Here is a 16,954-nt window from a genome sequence, read left to right as displayed (position 1 = left end):
TACATCATCTGGACGACCGCAGCAGCACCCCCGGCTGCCAGCGCCGATACCTACGGGATCGGGTCGGGCCCCGGGAATGATGTGGGGCCGGCGGTCGTTACACATGGTCCGCCGCCACGACGAGCCCCGCCGGGTCCGTGGCCGTGCCGGACACCCCCAGACTTTTCCCCTTGTCTGAGCGCCTGACGTGGTGCTTGCCCGTCACCCGACCCCCATCGGGTGGCGTGCCGACCCCCGAATGGAGCTTTCCCATGAACACGATCCTGACCAAGAGCGTGCTGGGTATCGCCGGTCTGGCTTTCGCCGGTGGGATGGCCGCCGGCCCGCTGAACCACGCCGACACCACCCCCACCACCGCCGCCCTGACCCCGGTCGCCGTCGTGCAGGCCGACAAGCCCGACGCCGGCAAGCTGATCCCGCACGGCGTGCAGGGCACCCAGTCCCGCATCGATCTGAACGACGAGCAGACCGGCAATGTGAAGGCGATCATCGCCGCGACGAAGAAGGCCGGTCTCCCGGAGCGGGCCGCCGTGGTCTCGATCGCCACCAGCCTGCAGGAGTCGAAGCTGGAGAACCTGGGCCACCTGGGCGACCGCAACGACCATGACTCGCTGGGCCTGTTCCAGCAGCGCCCGAGCTCGGGTTGGGGAACGCCTGAGCAGATCACCGATCCTGAGTACTCCACCCTGGCGTTCCTCAAGGGTCTCAAGCAGGTCGACGGATGGCAGGACATGCCCCTGACCGACGCCGCCCAGACCGTGCAGGTGTCCGCCTACCCGGACGCGTACGCCCAGTGGGAGCAGCAGGCCGCCGACCTGGTCGCCCAGCACTGGAACAACTGACCCACCACCTGAACGACACGCTGGCCGGCACCCCTGACGGGTGCCGGCCAGCGGCGTAGCCAACTGAACTGTCAGGTGGCGCTGATGGTTCCCGTCAGCAGCAGGCACAGGACCAGGGTTCCGAGCGCCACCCGGTAGAGCACGAACAGGTACAGGGTGTGGTGGGCGACGTACCTGAGCAGCCAGGCGATCGCCGCGTACCCGATGCCGAAGGCGATCGCGGTCGCGACGATCATCTGCGCGACGCTCGGCGCGGCCGTGCCCGGGGCGGACGGTTCGAAGACGTCCGGGATGCTGAACACCCCGGAGATGACCACGGCCGGGATGGCCAGCAGGAACGAGTAGCGGGCCGCGGTCTCCCGGGTGAGGTTGAGGAACAGGCCGACCGTCAGCGTGCCGCCGGACCGGGAGACGCCCGGGATGAGTGCCATCGCCTGGCCCAGACCCATCGCCACGCCGTCGCGCATCCGGAAGTTCTCCAGCGTGCGGGTCTGCCGGCCCCAGTACTCGGCGAAGGCCAGCACCAGGGCGAAGAAGATCAGCGTGAAGGAGATCAGGTACAGGTTCCGGCCGGCAGTGCGGATCTGGTCCTTGAACAGCAGCCCGAGGATGCCGATCGGGATGGTGCCGACGATGACGTACCAGCCCATCCGGTAGTCGAGGCTCGACCGGACCGACTTGTCGACCAACCCCAGGCACCAGGTACGGACGATCCGCCAGATGTCCTTGAAGAAGTAGATCAGCACGGCCGCCTCGGTGCCGAGCTGCGTCACCGCGGTGAACGACGCACCGGCGTCGCGGCCGAAGAAGATGGCCGAGGTGATCCGCAGGTGCCCCGAGGAGGAGACCGGAAGGAACTCGGTGAGCCCCTGGACGATGCCCAGGACGATGGCCTCGATCCAGGTCACTCGCCGACTCCGGAAAGCTCCAGCGCCTCGGCGACGGTACGCAGCGTCTGCACACCGCTGTCCCGGTCGGCCACGAACAGGGACACCGACAGGGTGGTGACCCCGGCGGCGGCGTACTCGCGCATCCGCTCGGCGATGCGTTCCTTGGGGCCGAGCAGCGAGGTGCGGTCGATGAACTCCATCGGCACCGCGGCGGCGGCGTCGCGCTGCCGCTTGGCCAGATAGAGGTCCTGCACCTCGCGGGCGGCGTCGCCGTAGCCCATCCGGGTGGCGAGCTGGTTGTAGAAGTTCTGCTGCCGGCTGCCCATCCCGCCGACGTAGAGCGCGGCGTACCAACGGACCAGCTCGGCGCAGGACGCCACGTCGTCGCCGACGACCACCGGCACCGAGGGGACCACGTCGAAGCCGGCCAGTTCCTTGCCGACCTTGGCCCGGCCGGCACGCACCGAGGCGAGCTGCTCCTCGGCGAACTCGGGGGCGTAGAAGACGGCCAGCCAGCCGTCGGCGATCTCGCCGGCCAGTTCGAGGTTCTTCGGGCCGACGGCGGCAAGGTAGATCGGGATGTGCTCGCGTGGCGGGTGGAAGCCCAGCCGCAGCGCCTTGCCGGGCCCGTCGGGCAGCGGCAGGGTGTAGTGCTCGCCGTCGTACGCGACCTCCTTGCGGGCCACCGCGAGCTTGACGATGTCGACGTACTCGCGGGTCCGGGCGAGGGGCTTGGCGAAGCGTACGCCGTGCCAGCCCTCGGAGACCTGCGGCCCGGAGACGCCCAGGCCGAGGCGGAACCGGCCCCCGGAGAGGGCGTCGATGGTCGCCGCGGTCATCGCGGTCATCGCCGGGGTACGGGCGGGGATCTGCATCACCGCGGCGCCCACGTCGATCCGTTCGGTCTGACCGGCCATCCAGGCGAGCATGCTCGGCGAGTCGGAGCCGTACGCCTCCGCCGCCCACACCACCGAGTAGCCGAGTCGGTCCGCCTCCTGCGCCAGAGCCAGGTGGTCTGCCGGCGTACTCCACGCCGTCTGGTATCCGAGGCTGAGCCCGAGTCGCACTGGTCCTCCCCCATCCGCACCACAGGTCGCATCAGGTTACGCAATGCCGAACGTGGGCCCGATCACCGGCTCACCCGAAAACGTCACACCCTCCGGCCGGTGGAGCGGGAAGTTGACTCCGGGCGAGGATATCCGTGACGGCAGCTTCGAAATAAGGTTCACCCATGCAACAGCGACCGCTCGGCCGAAGCGGGCTGGCGGTTTCGCGGCTCGCGCTCGGCACCATGACCTGGGGACGGGACACCGACGCCGACGACGCGGCCGCCCAGCTGAAGAGCTACCTCGACGCGGGCGGCAACCTGGTCGACACCGCCGACGTGTACGCCGACGGCGACGCCGAGTCCGTCATCGGGTCGCTGCTGGGTGGCCTGGTCCCCCGCGACGAGCTGCTCATCGCCACCAAGGCGGGGCTGCGGCCGGGCAGCGGACGCCGCCGCGACGGCTCCCGGGGGCACCTGCTGCGCACCCTGGAGGCGTCGCTGCGCCGGCTCGGCACCGACCACGTCGACCTGTGGCAGGTGCACGGGTACGACCCGTACACCCCGCTGGAGGAGACCCTGTCGGCGCTGGACCACGCGGTGTCCAGCGGCAGGGCCCGGTACGTGGGGGTGTCGAACTTCGCCGGCTGGCAGACCGCGCGGGCCGCCGCCTGGCAGGCCGCCTGGCCCGGCCGGGCCCCGGTGGTCGCCGCCCAGGTGGAGTACTCACTGCTGGAGCGGGGCGTGGAGCGCGAGGTGCTGCCGGCCTGCGAGGCGATGGGGCTGGGGGTGCTGCCCTGGTCGCCGCTGGGCCGCGGGGTGCTCACCGGCAAGTACCGCAACGGCCGTCCGGCGGACTCCCGGGCGGTGTCGCCGCACTTCGAACGCTTCGTCGCCAGCTATCTGGACCCGCGCTGCTCCAGCATCGTGGAGGCGGTCGCCACGGCGGCCGGCGGGCTGGGTGTCTCGCCGCTGGAGGTGGCGCTGGCGTGGATCCGGGACCGGCCCGGGGTGACCGCGCCGATCCTGGGGGCCCGGACGGTGGGGCAGCTGCTCGGCGCGCTCCAGGTGGAGCGGATGACCCTGCCCGACGAGATCGTCACCGCCCTCGACGACGTGTCGGCGATGCCGGTCGGCTATCCGGAACGCGACGGCTGAGGGCGACTGTCCGGCTCCGGGGCGGCGCGGGTCACCGGTCAGGGGGTGGCGCCGGGCCCGCGAGCTGGGCAGCATGGACGGCATGGACTACGAATACGCGCCGCTGCGGTTGCCGCCGAACGTCGACCGGGTGACCGCCGCGGTGCAGCTGGCGATCCAGGCGGAGTTCTCCGGCTGGGAGTTGGCCCGGGTCCAGCTGTTCCGGGACGGGACGCGGCAGGTGATGCTGCGCCGGCGCCGGGTCAACAAGCTGGAGCCGGGCCTGTCGTACTAGTACGGCGGGTATACGCGTGGGGGCCGGGCCGCGTACCACGGCCCGACCCCCACGTGCGTCCGCGCCCTAGTGGCTGTGGCCGGCGTGGTCGTGCTCCTCGTCGTCCAGGAAGGGGTGCTCGTCGAGCCGACCCACGAGGCGGTCGTCGGCGGCCGGCTGGAACGGGCCCACCGGGTCGTCGTCGTCGAACGACTCCAGGTCGACCGGGGTGCCCACCTCGCTGACCATCACCACGCCGTCCAGCGGCTCCAGCTCCGGCACGTCCAGCGCCGACAGCGAGCCGTCGCCGCTCTGCAGCAGCTCCAGCACCGCCTCGCCGACGCCCTCGACCGGCGCCGGCTCGTCGCCCTCCGGGGTGCCCTCGCGGCGGGCCGCCTCGGCGACCCGGACCAGCGCCGCGATGCTCGGCACCCGGTAGTCGCGGCGCTGGCGCACCGAGATGACCCTCGGGTGCGGGTCGGATGCCTCGACGCCCTCGGCGCCGGCGAACCGCTCGTCGGCCTCGTCGGGGTCGATGGACTCCACGTCCCAGGGGGTGACCTCCCCGAAGGCGTCCAGGAGCAGTTCGTCGTAGGCGTAGGAGGCGTTGTTCAACGCCACGTAGGCCTGCCAGACGTCGTCGTCGTCGACCCGGCCCTGGGCGGCGCGGACGGCGGCCAGGTGCCGGCGGGCGGTCTCGATCACGCGCTCGAGGGCAGCGTCCAGCTCACCGTGCTGGTCGGTCATGTGAGGCAGTCCCTTCGCGATGGGGGAGGTTCGTCGTCCGGGCGGGAAGCACCGCGGCGGTCAGCAGCTGCGGAGGAACCGGTCGAGAACCCGCACGCCGAACTGTAGCCCGTCCACCGGGACCCGCTCATCGATGCCGTGGAACAGGGCGGAGAAATTGAGGTCGGCGGGCAGCCGCAGCGGCGCGAACCCGAAGCAGCGGATGCCCAACTGCGCGAACGCCTTGGCGTCGGTGCCGCCGGAGAGCATGTACGGCACCGGCCGGGCGCCCGGGTCCTCGGCGCGCAGCGCCGCCGACATGGCGGCGACCAGGTCACCGTCGAACGTGGTCTCCCAGGCGGGCTGGCGCTGGACGTACTCGATGTCGATGTCCGGGCCGACCAGCTCGCGCAGCTGCCGCTCCAGCATCTCCGACTGCCCGGGCAGGCTGCGGCAGTCGATGGTGGCGCTGGCCCGACCGGGGATGACGTTGTCCTTGTAGCCGGCCTGCAGCCGGGTCGGGTTGGCGGTGCTGCGGATGGTGGCGCCGATGATGTTGGCGATCGGGCCGAGCTTGGCGATCGCGGTCTCCGGGTCCTCCGGGTCCAGCTCGACGCCGAGGACGTCGGAGACCTCCGCCAGGAACGCCCGCACGGTGTCGGTGACGGTCACCGGGAAGCGGTGCCGGCCGACCCGGGCGACCGCCTCGGCCAGCGCCGTGACCGCGTTGTCGTCGTGGATGAACGAGCCGTGCCCGGGCCGGCCCTTGGCGTGCAGCCGCAGCCAGTCCAGTCCCTTCTCGGCGGTCTCGATGAGATAGAGCCGGGTGGTGTCGTTCACCGAGTAGGAGAAGCCGCCGACCTCGCCGATCGCCTCGGTGCAGCCGTCGAAGAGGTCCGGGTGCCGCTCCACCAGGAAGCGGGCGCCGTAGTCGCTGCCGGCCTCCTCGTCGGCGGTGTACGCCAGCACGATGTCGCGCGGCGGGCGGACGCCGGTGCGCTGCCAGTGGCGGACCACGGCGAGCATCATCGCGTCGAAGTCCTTCATGTCGATCGCGCCGCGGCCCCACAGGTAGCCGTCGCGGATCTCACCGGAGAACGGGTGCACCGACCACTCGTCGGCGTCGGCGGGCACCACGTCGAGGTGGCCATGCACCAGCAGGGCGTCCCGGCCCGGGTCGGCGCCAGGGATGCGGGCGACCAGGTTGGCCCGGCCGGGCGCGGACTCGACCAGCCGCGACTCGACGCCGACCTCGGCGAGCTTCTCGGCGACGTACTCGGCGGCCCGGCGTTCCCCGGCGCTGGTGGCGTTGTCCCCGGTGTTGGTGGTGTCGATGCGCAGCAGGTCGCGGCAGAGGTCGACGACCTCGTCGGTGGGGTCCGGTCGGGCGGAGGCGGCGTCGCTCGTCATCCGTTCTTCATACCAGCCGCGCCGCCCGGCACGCCGCCTCGGCCGCGGCGGCGACGCGGGCCGCACCGGGGTGGCGTTTCGCGCGCGGAGCGGCAGGGTACCGCGCTGGGCGTCCCCGCATCGACCCTCATCGGGTCGTCGCCAGCCGAGGAGGGCACCATGTCCGTACCCCTGCCGCCGCTGCCGCCGGCCGCGGACGACACCTACCGGCCGGGCGGCCGGAGCATGGCCGACCTGGTGGACCGGGAGCACCGGCAGCTGCTGGAGCTGTGTGACGAGGTGACGGCGGCGGACGCGACGCCGCAGCGCCGCCGGGGGGTGCTGGAGGTGCTCACCGCCGCGGTGTCCCGGCACCTGTCGGCCGAGGAGCAGTACCTCTTCCCCGCCGCCCGTGCCGCGGTGCCGGCGAGCGCCGACCTGGTCGACCGGGAGATCCAGGCGGACGGCGCGCTGCTCACCGCGCTCAAGGGGCTCGCCGGCCCCGAGGACGAGGCGCTGGCCGACGTGGTCGACCGGGTCCGCCGGCACGTCGGCCGGGTCACCGCGCTGGTCACCCCGCTGCGCGAGGTGGCCACCGACGCGGAGCTGATCCGGCTGGGCAACCGGTGGCAGATCGCCGAGGAGGCGGCGCCGACCCGGCCGCACCCGGGCACCCCGGCCACCCCGCCGTGGAACCGGATCGTCGAGCCGGCGGTGGGGGTGGTGGACAAGGTCCGCGACGCGGTGAGCCGCCGCCGGACCTACCTGGCGGACCTGGACCGGGAACCGCGCCGCTGACCGGCCGGGACGGCATCGCCCTTCGCCGGTCCGTACCCTTCCGTTGATCGCTGCGTGGTCCTACCGTCACGGTATGAATCTGGAGCTGCGACACCTGCGGGTGGTCTGCGCGATCGCCGAGACGGGGAGCGTGACCAAGGCGGCCTCGATGCTCGGTCTGGCGCAGCCGGCGCTGACCGCTCAGCTCCAGCGGATCGAGCGGACGCTGGGCGGTGCGCTGTTCGAACGGGACCGCCGGGGCGCCCGGCCGACCGCCCTGGGTGAGCTGGTGCTGGCCCGGGCGCGGGTGCTGCTGCCGGCGATGAAGGGCCTGCAGGACGAGGCGGCGCGGCTGGCCGGCGCGGGCGCCACCCCCACCCGGTACCGCTTCGGCGGGGTGAACAGCCCGATCCTGGGCCGGCTGGTGCACCGGCTCGGCGGGGAGCAGCCGCAGGCCCAGATCAGCACGTACGCCTCCTGGTCGGTGGACGAGCTGGCGCAGCTGACCGCCGGCGGCCGGCTGGACTTCGCGCTGGTCGGCGCGTGCGGGGACACCACCCCGTCGGCCGAGTTCGGGCTGCGCTGGCGGGAGGTGGCGGTGGACCCGGTGCTGGTGATGCTGCCGCGGACCCATCCGCTGGCCGGCCGCGCCGAGGTGCCGCTGGTGGAGCTGCGCCGGGAACGGTGGGTGGCGGCGCCGGGCGACGGCTGCTTCGGCGACTGCTTCGCCGCCGCCTGCGCCCGCGCCGGCTTCACCCCGCGCAAGGTGTACGAGACCGACGTGCGTGGCTGCGTCGACCTGGTGGAGGCGGGCGAGGCGGTGGCGTTGTGCCAGGCCACCTTCCGGCCCCCGGCGGAGCTGGTGACCCGCCGGCTGGCCGGGGTGCCGTTGCGGTGGCGGCTGCTGCTGGGCTGGCACCCCGACTCGCCGGCCGCCCGGCACGCGGGGGCGGTGCTGGAGGCGGCGGTGGCGGCGTACACCGACTCGCTGGCCGCGCATCCCGGCTATCTGACCTGGTTGCTGGGCAACCCCGACTTCGGGGTACGCCGGGCCGGGGCGGATCCGGTGGCCGGGGGCGGTGGGGTGCGAACCGGGCGATGACGGGTATCAGGGCAGCATGACCGATCTCTACCCGGCCGCCGACGAGCGGGAGCTGCTGCGCCAGGCCGCGGCCACCGCCACCGCCGCCGCCCGTGACCTCGAGGCCTTCCTACGGCGCCTGCCGGACGTCCCCGACCCGGCCGACGTCGCCGAGTACGCCAACCTGCTCAGCCGGGAGGAGCGGGCCCGTGGCGAGCGGCAGTCCGCCGCGGACACCGCCGGCCTGCAACTGCCCAGCATGGAGTCGGAGTGACCGGTTGACGCCGACGGCCCCGTCCCGGGATCGGGGCGGGGCCGCCGGCTGTCGGCTCAGCGTTCCACGAGGACGTCGTGGCCCAGGTCGAGCAGCGCGTGCCGCCACTCGTCGTCGGCGTTGCCCCGGCGGGGCTTCTCCGCGGTCAGCTCCCGGATCCGGTCGATCGCCGCCCGCATCACCTCGACGTCGGCCGGGGTGAGGTCCACCTTGCGCTTGCTCAGCACGTGCAGGATCTGCCGGCCGGGCTCGGGCAGGTCCATCGTCGGGTCCGGGCCGAACGCCTCCTCACCGGAGCCACGGGTGAGCAGCCACTGCCGCAGCTGTTCGGAGGGGACGTTGACCTCGGCGTGGAAGTCCTCCCAGATGACCTCGACCTCGGGGTCGAGCCGCGTCTCGCGTACCATCACGCCTCCTCTTCGGCCGGCCCGGCCGGCGCCGGGTCACCGTCGTCCGGTTGCTGCTTCAGGCCCTCCGGCGGCACCCGCACCCGGGCCGGGTTCGCCGTCGGCGGCGCCACGATCGGTTCGGTCCGTTCGTCGCTCTCCTCGGGATCGCGCATCGGTTCCGCCTCCTCCGCCTCACCTCGGATGGGACGTGGTGGCCGCCGTGTAGCCGCGTTCGCCGGCGGCCACGTCGAAGGTGAGCTGCCCGTCCCGGGCGTCGACGGTGACCTTCTGCCCGGAGTTGACGGCGTTCTCCAGCAGCATCCGGGACAGCCGGTTGTCCACCTCCCGCTGGATGGTGCGGCGCAGCGGGCGGGCGCCGAACTCCGGCTGGTAGCCGTGTTCGGCCAGCCAGTCGACCCCGGCGGTGGTGATGTCGACCTCGATGTCCTGGGCGTGCAGCCGGCGGCGGGTCTCCTCCAGCAGCAGCTCGGTGATCTGACGCAGCTGCTGCTGCTCCAGCCGGCGGAAGATGATCACCTCGTCGATCCGGTTGAGGAACTCGGGGCGGAAGTTCTCCTGGAGCCGGCGCATCAGCCGCTCGCGCAGCTCGTCGCTCTCCTCGGTGCCGCCGGGCTCGCCGGCGCCGAAGCCGACCGCCCGCTGGCTGCCGGTGATCAGCTCCGAGCCCAGGTTGCTCGTCATGATCAGCACGGTGTTCTTGAAGTTCACCGTGCGGCCCTGGCTGTCGGTGAGGCGCCCGTCGTCGAGGACCTGGAGCAGGATGTTGAACACGTCCGGGTGGGCCTTCTCGATCTCGTCGAGCAGCACCACGGCGTACGGGCGGCGGCGGACCGCCTCGGTGAGCTGGCCGGCCTCCTCGTACCCGACGTAGCCGGGGGGCGCGCCGATCAGCCGGGCCACCGTGTGCCGCTCCTGGAACTCGCTCATGTCCACCCGGACCATCCGGTCGGCCTCGCCGAAGAGCGCCTCGGCGAGCGCCCGGGCCAGTTCGGTCTTGCCGACACCGGTCGGGCCGAGGAACAGGAAGCTGCCCATCGGCCGGTCCGGGTCGGCCAGGCCGGTACGCGAGCGGCGGACCGCCTCGGCCACGGCGGTCACCGCGTCGTCCTGCCCGACCACCTTCTCGTGCAGGTGGCCCTCCAGCCGCAGCAGCCGGTCGCGTTCCTCCTCGGTGAGCTGGTTGATCGGGATGCCGGTGGCCCGGGACACCACCTCGGCGATCTCCCGGGGGCCGACCGACGGCACCTGGTTGCCGCCGCCGGAGTCGCCGCGGGCGCGGCGGATCTGCTCCTCCACCTCGGCGAGCCGGTCGCGCAGCTGGGACGCCTTCTCGTACTGCTCGTCGGCGACGGCCTGCTCCTTGTCCCGGCGTACGTCGTCGAGCTGCTGTTCCAGCTCGCGTACGTCCGAGGCCGGGGTGCGGGTGCGCAGCCGGATCCGGGCGCCGGCCTGGTCGATCAGGTCGATCGCCTTGTCCGGCAGGTACCGGTCGGTGACGTACCGGTCGGAGAGTTCCGCGGCGGCGACCAGCGCCTCGTCGGTGAACCGGACCTGGTGGTGCGCCTCGTAGCGGTCGCGCAGGCCACGCAGGATGGCCACGGTGTCCTCGACGCTGGGTTCGGGGACGAAGACCGGCTGGAACCGGCGGGCCAGCGCGGCGTCCTTCTCGATGCTCTTGCGGAACTCGTCCAGCGTGGTCGCGCCGATCACCCGCAGCTCGCCGCGGGCCAGGGCGGGCTTGAGCATGTTGGAGGCGTCCATGCCGCCTTCACTGCCGGCGCCGCCCGCGCCGACCAGGGTGTGGATCTCGTCGAGGAAGACGATCAGCTCGTCGCGGTGCGCCCGGATCTCGTCGATGACCTTCTTCAGGCGTTCCTCGAAGTCGCCCCGGTAGCGGGTGCCGGCGACCAGGCCGGCCAGGTCCAGCTGGACCACCCGCTTGCCGATCAGGGTCTGCGGCACGTCGCCGTCGCAGATCCGCTCGGCCAGCCCCTCCACGATGGCGGTCTTGCCGACGCCGGCCTCACCGATCAGCACCGGGTTGTTCTTGGTACGCCGGGACAGGATCTCGACGGCCTGTTCGATCTCGTCGGCCCGGCCGATCACCGGGTCGATCTGGTCCATCCGGGCCAGCTCGGTGAGGTCCTGGCCGTACTGGTCGAGGGTCGGGGTGCCCCGGTCCGGCTTGGGGCTCGGCATCGCGCCCCGCTCGGCGCCGGCGGCCTGCAACGACTCGGGTTGGATGCGCCCGGCGGCGAGCATCCGGCCGGCCGGGGACTCCGGGTTGAGCGGCAGCGCCATCAGGATGTGCTCGGGGCCGATGTAGTTCGCGCCCATCGCCCGGGACAGCTGGTGGGCGTCGAGCAGGGCCCGTTTCGCCGCCGGGGTCAGGGACAGGTTCGGCGGCACCTCGCCGCGGGGCGCGCCCTCCCCCCGCCCGCCGAGCGCGTTGACCAGTGCGTCGGGGTCGGCGCCGGCCCGCCGGACCAGGTCGCGCAGCGGTTCCCTTTGCAGGGCCGCCCAGAGCAGGTGGTCGGTGTCCAGGTCGTTGCTGTGTTTCTGCGCGGCGCGGCGGGCCGCGTCGGCCAGCATCTCCCGGGCGTCCGCGGTCATCAACCGGGTGATGTCGACCCGGTGCGCCGGCCGGCGTCCGCCCTCTCCCCGGCCGAAGTACCGGGCCAGGAACTCGTCCCACGGGTCGTTGCCGTAGTCGCCGGGTCCCATCATCTCTGTCCTCCGCTGTCGGGCGCGACACGGCCGCCGGAGGCGACACCGCGGGCGCGGCACGGTCGCCGGTGGCTACCCGGCGGCCCGGGCGACAAACGCGGTGGCAGGCTGTGGGGGTGGACCCCGTACCGCTGCTGATCGTGGACGCCGCCAACGTCGTGGGCTCACGCCCGGACGGCTGGTGGCGGGACCGGGCCGGCGCCGCCGCGCGGCTGCGCGACGGGCTGGCCGGACTGGCCGGGGCGGGACTGCCGCCCGAGCTGCCCGGACCGGTGGAGGTGGTGCTGGTGGTGGAGGGAGCGGCCCGGGGGGTCACCGGGACGCCGGAAGTCACGGTGGTCGCCGCGCCCGGCTCCGGCGACGACACGATCGTCGAGCTGGTCGCCGAGGCCGGGAACCGGCGCCGCGCGGTGGTGACGGCCGACCGGGGGTTGCGCGAGCGGGTGGTGGCGCTGGGCGCCGAGGTGTACGGGCCGCGCCGCGTGCGCCCCTGACAGCTGGTCCCGTGGACGGGACCGGCCGCACCGGTGACAGGACCGACGGCGGGTACGTGAGATGCCTTCGCGCACGTCAGGGCGGTAACCGGACACCCGGGCAGGAACGCGGGCAGGGCGGATGTTCTCTCCCCCTGACGGATGGGTTGTAATGGAGATCTCTCCCCGCCCCCTGGAGGTCCCCCGTGGCGAGCGTCGCCGAGTTGAAGGCAGCCATCGACATCGCCCTCCAACAGATCGGTGACGGGCAGACAGCGGTGCAGGCCGCCGGGGAGAAGCTGGCCGAGGCGCAGCAGACCCTGGCCGGGGCACTCGAGGGCAGCGGGCACGAGACGGTCGAGGCCGCCCAGTCATCGCTGACCCAGGCCAGCCAGGAGCTGGAGGAATGCCTCGCGGCGACGCTGGTCGCCGTCGAGCAGGCGCAGCAGTACGTCGCCACCCTGTAGGCGCGGCCGTGTCGATCATCGAGGACGTCGGCGCCCAGGTGCGCGCCGCCGCCGAGGAGCTGCCGCTGGGGCAGCTGGCCCAGGCGCTGGAGAAGTTCGGGCAGGCCACCGAGCGGCTGCGCTGGGTACGCCAGGAGTCCGCCAACCCGATGGGGGTGCCGGAGCTCTCCGCCGCCACCGAGCACGCCGAGACGGCCGGGTACGCGCTGCGCGTCGCCCAGGAGCAGCTGTCGGCGTACCTGGCCGCGATCGGGCTCGCCCCCGACGGCGCTCCGCCGCCGCGCTCCGACGGGTCGGCACGGGAGCGGCACGACGAGCCCCGGGAGGTCGCCCCGCCGGCCGCCGGGCCCGCCCCCGAGCAGGGGCAGGATCCGACCGTACGCCGCTGGTGGGCGGCGCGGGTGGCCGAGCTGACCGGCGGGTCGGAGGGCGCGCCGGACGCGCTGGACCCGGGAATCGACGACCCCCGGGAGCTGCTGCACCGGGTCGCCGCCGGGGTCCGCTCCGGTGACCGGGACCGGCTGCACCGGGAGCTGCGCGGCGCGCACGCCGACGTCGGGCTCGGGCTGGCGGCGGTCTCGCCGCCGGTGCTGCGGGAACTCGCCACCGAGCTGCTGGGCCACCCGCCCCGCGCCGACGACCTGGACCGGCTGCGGCGGGAGCTGTCGGGTCGGGTGCGTGACCTGCTGCCCGGCCTGCCGCCGCCGGCGTTGGAGACACTGCTGACCCGAGTCTGCCGGATGCCCCCACCGCCGCGCTCCGGCGAGCCGCCGCACGCCGCCGACTCGGCGGTCACCGCCGCCGTGGCGACCGCGGTGCTCGCCGCACGGGTGGGTCGCGACGTTCCGGTCCGGGAGCCGGAACGGGCCCGCGACGGCGCGGCGGGCGGCCGGGGCGGCACGCCGGGTGGCGGGAACGGCGCGGCCGGCGACCGCGGCGGCGCGGCGGACCGCCGGGGCGGACCGACCGCGGGCCGGGGCGACACCACCGGGCGGGACGACCGCGCCGGCCGGGGAGCGCCGGCCCCGGGCCGGGGCCGGGGTACGCCGCCGGGTGCGACGACCGCCCGGCCGGGTGGCGAGGCGAACGGCGGGCGACGTGGCTGACCTGCGCGCACAACTGGTGACGCGGGTGCGGGGGATGCTCGCCGACGCGCTCGGCGCCACCCGTACCCGCTCGGCGTCCGCCGGCGCGGAGCTGACCGCCGCCCGCGACCGGCTGGCCCGGGTGCGCCGGGCCGCCGCCGCGGTGCCGGACCGGGTCGGCGCGCAACGCGACCGGCGGCTGGCCGAGATCGACACCCGGCACGCCGCCCGCCTCGCCGACCTGGCCCGCCGGGCGGCCGACGCGGCCCGGCGGGAAGCCCCGGGCGCGGCCTCGGCCGGCTGGGACGGCTGGGCGCCCACGCCCGCCGGCCGGGGTGAGGCGCCCGGTTCGGTGCGGGTCGGCACCGTCCACATCGACGGTGCCGAACCGGTACCGGCGCTGGTGCCGCTGCTCGACGCCGGGCACGTCCACCTGGCCGGCGGCGACCCGCAGGGGTACGCCGCCGTGGTGCCCGCGTTGCTGCTGCGCAGCGTCGGCCGGGCCGACCCGGGCGCGGTGCGGCTGTTCGGGTACGACCCGGAGCACCTCGGCGGCGGCCTGGCCGGCTTCGCGCCGCTGGGCACCGCCGGCCTGCTCACCTTCGTCGGGCCGGGTGGGCTGGGCCGGCTGCTGGACGACCTGGTGGAGCAGATCCGGCGGATCAACGAGACGGTGTTGGCCGGCGAGTACCGGACGCTACGTGAGCTGGCCGCCGCCACCGGCCGACGGCCCGAGCCGTGGCGGGTGGCGGTGCTGCTCGGCGGCGACGAGCTGTCCCGGCACGAACGCGGCCAACTGGACCGGGTGGTGCGCACCGGCGCGGCGTGCGGGGTGCACCTGGTGGTCCGGGGCATCGACCTGCCCGACGACCCGACGGTCACCCGGGTGCTGGTCGGGCCCGCCCAGGCCCGGGTGGGCGACCTGCCGGTCACCCTCGACGACCCGCCGCCGGCCGCGCTGGTCACCGACACCTGCCGTGGCATCGCCTCCCGGGTCAACGCCGGCCCGGCCCCGACACCCTTCGCCGACCTGTTGCCGCCGGCAGACCGGATGTGGCGGGAGGACTCGGCCACCGGGCTGACCGCCCCCATCGGGGAGGGGCCGCACGGCCGGCCGGTCCTGCTCACCCTGGGCGACTACCCGCCGCACGCGCTGATCGGCGGCCCGTCGGGCACCGGCAAGACCAACCTGATCTTCGCCTGGATCGGGGCGCTGGCCTCCCGCTACTCCCCCGCCGAGCTGGAGTTCTATCTGCTCGACTTCAAGGAGGGGGTGTCCTTCGCCCGGTTCGCGCAGGGCCGGCGGGATCCGAGCTGGCTGCCGCACATGCGGCTGGTCGGCATCAACGTCAACACCGACCGCGAGTTCGGCCTGGCCCTGCTGCGGTTCCTCGCCGAGGAGCTGCGCCGCCGCGCCGACGCGGCCAAGAAGCACGAGGTCACCAAGCTGGCCGAGCTGCGCGCGGTGGATCCGACCGGGCACTGGCCGCGGATCGTGGCGGTGGTCGACGAGTTCCAGGCGCTGCTCGCCGGCCGGGACGTGGTGGCCCGGGAGGCCGCCGACCTGCTGGAGGACCTGGCCCGGCGGGGCCGCTCCCAGGGCATCCACCTGGTCCTCGCCTCCCAGGACGTCCGGGGCATCGAGGCGCTGTGGGGGCGGCCGGCGCTGGTCGCCCAGTTCACCCTGCGGATCGCGCTGCCCAAGGCGCTGCGCATCCTGGCCGAGCGCAACGACGCCGCCCAGTCGCTGCCCCGGCACCACGCGGTGATCAACGCGGAGTCGGGGCTGGTGGAGGGGAACCAGGTGGCCCGGATCCCGTCCGCCAGCGACTGGGAGAGCTGGAGCGACCTGCAGCACCGGCTGTGGCGGATGCGCCCGCAGGACGCGGCGCCGGCCCGGCTCTTCGACGGTGACGCCATCCCTCGGCTGGCCGAGGCGCCGGACTTCCGGGCGTTGACCCCGCCCGAGGAGGAGGTGCCGCGCAGCCCGGTCGCCCTGCTCGGCGAGATCATCGACGTGCAGGCCCGCTCGGCGGCGCTGCGCCTGCCCCGGGCCCCCGGACGGAACCTGGCGGTGATCGGCACCCGGGTCGACGAGGCCTGCGCGGTGCTCGACGCGGCCGCCCGGTCGCTGGCCCGCCAGCACCGTCCCGGCACCGCCCGGTTCTCCATCGCCTGCCTGGACCCGGACGCCGACCCGGCCGCCCGGGAGCTCTACGCCGACCTCGCCGACGACGCCTCCTGGTACGACGAGGAGACGTTGCCCGAGCTGATGGCCGAGGTCGGTGACTCGCTGGGCGCCCCGGGCGTGCCGAGCGTCCCGCACTACCTGCTGCTGTACGCGGTCGACGCGGCAGCCGGACAGCTCGCCGGTCGGGCCGGTCGGCGCACCGGTCTGGAGCAGCTGCGCCGGATCCTGCACGACGGGCCGGAACGGCGTACCCACGTGCTGGCCTGGTGGCGGGGCGTGGCGCGGATGCGGGTGGACCTCGGCGGTGCGGGCGCCCGCACCGACCAGATCGGCGCCTGGGTGGCGCTGGACGTGCAGGGCGCCGAGCTGGGGTCGTCGCTCTATCCGGGCACCGGCGGCCCGGACTGGTACCCCCGGCCGTGGCGGGGGCTCTTCTTCGACCGGGCGGTGCACCGCACCGGACAGGTGATCATCCCTTATGGTCCGACCCGATGAACGAACCGGTGACCAGTGAGACGTACGCGGCGCAGGTGCGCCGGCTCGCCGACCTGACCGCCCGGGTGGCGCGCCAGCGCGACGAGGCGCACACCTGGTACGACCAGCAGTGCGCCACCGCCCAGCGGGCGGTGGCCGACGCGCAGGAGCAGGTGCGCCGCGCCGAGGCGGAGCTCGCGCAGGCCCGCGAGTTGCAGGAACGGGTGGACGCCGAGGTGGCGCACCTGTGGCAGCAGCTGCGCGGGCGGCTCGGGGTGGGTGCCCGGCGGCTGGGCGATCCGCCCGCCCCGACCCGGGACGCGTCGGGCGATCCGGTGCCGCTGCTGCGCGGCGTCCACGAGCTGCTGGACCGGGCCCGCCAGCCGGGCGAGCTGCCCGCGTCGGTGAATCCGGTGCTGGCGCTCTGCGGGGTCGCCGGGGCCGTGCTGGCGTACGCCCTGGGTGCGGCGGCCCGGGCGCTGGGCGTGGCGGGCGGTGGCGACCTGGCCGTCGGCCTGCCGGTGCTGGCCCTGGTGGTCACCCTGCTCGGTCCGCTGCTCGGCCTGGCCCCGGCGAAGCTGGTGGCCGACCGTCGGCACGCCGTCCTCGGCCCCCGGCCGATCTTCGTGGTCCTGGTCGCCGGCCTGGTGACGACGATCCTGCTGCTCACCCTCCTGCCACGCTGAACGGTC

Annotated in this window: 18 protein-coding genes; 11 read left to right on the top strand and 7 right to left on the bottom strand. The window is 74.3% G+C overall.

Translation table 11 applies throughout. From position 1 onward, the window contains the following. The first annotated feature begins 251 nt into the window (after positions 1–251). Positions 252–842, top strand: a complete 591-nt coding sequence (locus GA0074704_RS16295) for a hypothetical protein (protein ID WP_088971299.1) — start codon at positions 252–254, stop codon at positions 840–842. A 71-nt stretch (positions 843–913) separates the two neighbouring features. On the opposite strand, the gene GA0074704_RS16290 is transcribed toward GA0074704_RS16295, so the two are convergent. Together GA0074704_RS16290 and GA0074704_RS16285 are read right to left on the bottom strand one after the other, a co-directional pair. Beyond that, positions 914–1,750, bottom strand: a complete 837-nt coding sequence (locus GA0074704_RS16290; RefSeq protein WP_088971298.1) for an undecaprenyl-diphosphate phosphatase — start codon at positions 1,748–1,750, stop codon at positions 914–916. Beyond that, on the bottom strand, positions 1,747–2,799 hold the full coding sequence (locus GA0074704_RS16285; protein ID WP_088971297.1) for an LLM class F420-dependent oxidoreductase: 1,053 nt from the start codon (positions 2,797–2,799) through the stop codon (positions 1,747–1,749). Before GA0074704_RS16285 ends, GA0074704_RS16290 begins: the two co-directional genes overlap by 4 nt. Positions 2,800–2,963: 164 nt before the next feature. Here GA0074704_RS16285 and GA0074704_RS16280 point away from each other — a divergent pair, with 164 nt between their 5' ends. Together GA0074704_RS16280 and GA0074704_RS16275 are read left to right on the top strand one after the other, a co-directional pair. Then, entirely contained in the window at positions 2,964–3,935 is a 972-nt protein-coding gene (locus tag GA0074704_RS16280; RefSeq protein WP_088971296.1) for an aldo/keto reductase, read from the top strand. A gap of 82 nt (positions 3,936–4,017) precedes the next feature. Then, entirely contained in the window at positions 4,018–4,209 is a 192-nt protein-coding gene (locus GA0074704_RS16275) for a DUF5703 family protein (protein ID WP_088973730.1), read from the top strand. A 66-nt stretch (positions 4,210–4,275) separates the two neighbouring features. Here GA0074704_RS16275 and GA0074704_RS16270 read toward each other — a convergent pair whose 3' ends face one another. Both GA0074704_RS16270 and GA0074704_RS16265 read right to left on the bottom strand, forming a co-directional pair. Further along, positions 4,276–4,935 carry a hypothetical protein gene (locus tag GA0074704_RS16270; protein WP_088971295.1) on the bottom strand — a complete coding sequence of 220 codons (660 nt, stop codon included), beginning with the start codon at positions 4,933–4,935 and terminating at the stop codon, positions 4,276–4,278. A gap of 60 nt (positions 4,936–4,995) precedes the next feature. Beyond that, on the bottom strand, positions 4,996–6,324 hold the full coding sequence (locus GA0074704_RS16265) for a M20/M25/M40 family metallo-hydrolase (protein ID WP_088971294.1): 1,329 nt from the start codon (positions 6,322–6,324) through the stop codon (positions 4,996–4,998). 159 nt (positions 6,325–6,483) lie between these two features. On the opposite strand from GA0074704_RS16265, the gene GA0074704_RS16260 reads away from it, so the two are divergent. The 3 genes from GA0074704_RS16260 (at position 6,484) to GA0074704_RS16250 (ending at position 8,435) form a co-directional block, all read left to right on the top strand. Then, positions 6,484–7,101, top strand: a complete 618-nt coding sequence (locus GA0074704_RS16260) for a hemerythrin domain-containing protein (RefSeq protein WP_088971293.1) — start codon at positions 6,484–6,486, stop codon at positions 7,099–7,101. A gap of 73 nt (positions 7,102–7,174) precedes the next feature. Next, the gene (locus GA0074704_RS16255; RefSeq protein WP_088971292.1) at positions 7,175–8,182 is read left to right on the top strand and encodes a LysR family transcriptional regulator; all 1,008 of its coding nucleotides are present in this window, start codon (positions 7,175–7,177) and stop codon (positions 8,180–8,182) included. 16 nt (positions 8,183–8,198) lie between these two features. After that, positions 8,199–8,435, top strand: coding sequence for a hypothetical protein (locus GA0074704_RS16250; protein ID WP_088971291.1), 237 nt, complete (start codon positions 8,199–8,201; stop codon positions 8,433–8,435). Positions 8,436–8,491: 56 nt separating this feature from the next. On the opposite strand, the gene GA0074704_RS16245 is transcribed toward GA0074704_RS16250, so the two are convergent. Genes GA0074704_RS16245 through GA0074704_RS16240 form a run of 3 tightly spaced genes read right to left on the bottom strand, consistent with a single transcriptional unit; the run spans position 8,492 to position 11,572 of the window. Continuing rightward, positions 8,492–8,842, bottom strand: coding sequence for a DUF3140 domain-containing protein (locus tag GA0074704_RS16245; protein ID WP_088971290.1), 351 nt, complete (start codon positions 8,840–8,842; stop codon positions 8,492–8,494). After that, positions 8,842–8,997 carry a hypothetical protein gene (locus GA0074704_RS29070; RefSeq protein WP_172880590.1) on the bottom strand — a complete coding sequence of 52 codons (156 nt, stop codon included), beginning with the start codon at positions 8,995–8,997 and terminating at the stop codon, positions 8,842–8,844. The genes GA0074704_RS16245 and GA0074704_RS29070 overlap by 1 nt, the downstream gene beginning before the upstream one ends. A 19-nt stretch (positions 8,998–9,016) precedes the next feature. Beyond that, positions 9,017–11,572, bottom strand: a complete 2,556-nt coding sequence (locus GA0074704_RS16240; protein WP_088971289.1) for an ATP-dependent Clp protease ATP-binding subunit — start codon at positions 11,570–11,572, stop codon at positions 9,017–9,019. A gap of 116 nt (positions 11,573–11,688) precedes the next feature. On the opposite strand from GA0074704_RS16240, the gene GA0074704_RS16235 reads away from it, so the two are divergent. The 5 genes from GA0074704_RS16235 to GA0074704_RS16215 all read left to right on the top strand — a co-directional run bounded on the left by GA0074704_RS16235 (position 11,689) and on the right by GA0074704_RS16215 (position 16,948). Continuing rightward, the gene (locus GA0074704_RS16235; protein WP_088973729.1) at positions 11,689–12,066 is read left to right on the top strand and encodes a hypothetical protein; all 378 of its coding nucleotides are present in this window, start codon (positions 11,689–11,691) and stop codon (positions 12,064–12,066) included. A gap of 185 nt (positions 12,067–12,251) precedes the next feature. Next, positions 12,252–12,512, top strand: a complete 261-nt coding sequence (locus GA0074704_RS16230) for a hypothetical protein (RefSeq protein ID WP_088971288.1) — start codon at positions 12,252–12,254, stop codon at positions 12,510–12,512. 8 nt (positions 12,513–12,520) lie between these two features. Further along, positions 12,521–13,618 carry a hypothetical protein gene (locus GA0074704_RS16225; RefSeq protein ID WP_088971287.1) on the top strand — a complete coding sequence of 366 codons (1,098 nt, stop codon included), beginning with the start codon at positions 12,521–12,523 and terminating at the stop codon, positions 13,616–13,618. Continuing rightward, entirely contained in the window at positions 13,611–16,283 is a 2,673-nt protein-coding gene (locus tag GA0074704_RS16220; RefSeq protein ID WP_088973728.1) for an FtsK/SpoIIIE domain-containing protein, read from the top strand. Before GA0074704_RS16225 ends, GA0074704_RS16220 begins: the two co-directional genes overlap by 8 nt. After that, positions 16,280–16,948, top strand: coding sequence for a hypothetical protein (locus GA0074704_RS16215; RefSeq protein WP_088971286.1), 669 nt, complete (start codon positions 16,280–16,282; stop codon positions 16,946–16,948). Before GA0074704_RS16220 ends, GA0074704_RS16215 begins: the two co-directional genes overlap by 4 nt. The last annotated feature ends 6 nt before the right edge of the window (positions 16,949–16,954 follow it).

Source organism: Micromonospora siamensis (genome assembly GCF_900090305.1).
Lineage (GTDB): Bacteria > Actinomycetota > Actinomycetes > Mycobacteriales > Micromonosporaceae > Micromonospora > Micromonospora siamensis.
This window is presented reverse-complemented; position numbering and strand designations above follow the sequence as displayed.

Bases quoted from the DNA above. Each gene is read 5' to 3' on its own strand.
- GA0074704_RS16295 (WP_088971299.1), top strand. From the start codon at position 252: ATGAACACGATCCTGACCAAGAGCGTGCTGGGTATCGCCGGTCTGGCT.
- GA0074704_RS16280 (WP_088971296.1), top strand. From the start codon at position 2,964: ATGCAACAGCGACCGCTCGGCCGAAGCGGGCTGGCGGTTTCGCGGCTC.
- GA0074704_RS16275 (WP_088973730.1), top strand. From the start codon at position 4,018: ATGGACTACGAATACGCGCCGCTGCGGTTGCCGCCGAACGTCGACCGG.
- GA0074704_RS16270 (WP_088971295.1), bottom strand. From the start codon at position 4,935: ATGACCGACCAGCACGGTGAGCTGGACGCTGCCCTCGAGCGCGTGATC.
- GA0074704_RS16265 (WP_088971294.1), bottom strand. From the start codon at position 6,324: ATGACGAGCGACGCCGCCTCCGCCCGACCGGACCCCACCGACGAGGTC.
- GA0074704_RS16260 (WP_088971293.1), top strand. From the start codon at position 6,484: ATGTCCGTACCCCTGCCGCCGCTGCCGCCGGCCGCGGACGACACCTAC.
- GA0074704_RS16255 (WP_088971292.1), top strand. From the start codon at position 7,175: ATGAATCTGGAGCTGCGACACCTGCGGGTGGTCTGCGCGATCGCCGAG.
- GA0074704_RS16250 (WP_088971291.1), top strand. From the start codon at position 8,199: ATGACCGATCTCTACCCGGCCGCCGACGAGCGGGAGCTGCTGCGCCAG.
- GA0074704_RS16245 (WP_088971290.1), bottom strand. From the start codon at position 8,842: ATGGTACGCGAGACGCGGCTCGACCCCGAGGTCGAGGTCATCTGGGAG.
- GA0074704_RS29070 (WP_172880590.1), bottom strand. From the start codon at position 8,997: ATGCGCGATCCCGAGGAGAGCGACGAACGGACCGAACCGATCGTGGCG.
- GA0074704_RS16240 (WP_088971289.1), bottom strand. From the start codon at position 11,572: ATGATGGGACCCGGCGACTACGGCAACGACCCGTGGGACGAGTTCCTG.
- GA0074704_RS16215 (WP_088971286.1), top strand. From the start codon at position 16,280: ATGAACGAACCGGTGACCAGTGAGACGTACGCGGCGCAGGTGCGCCGG.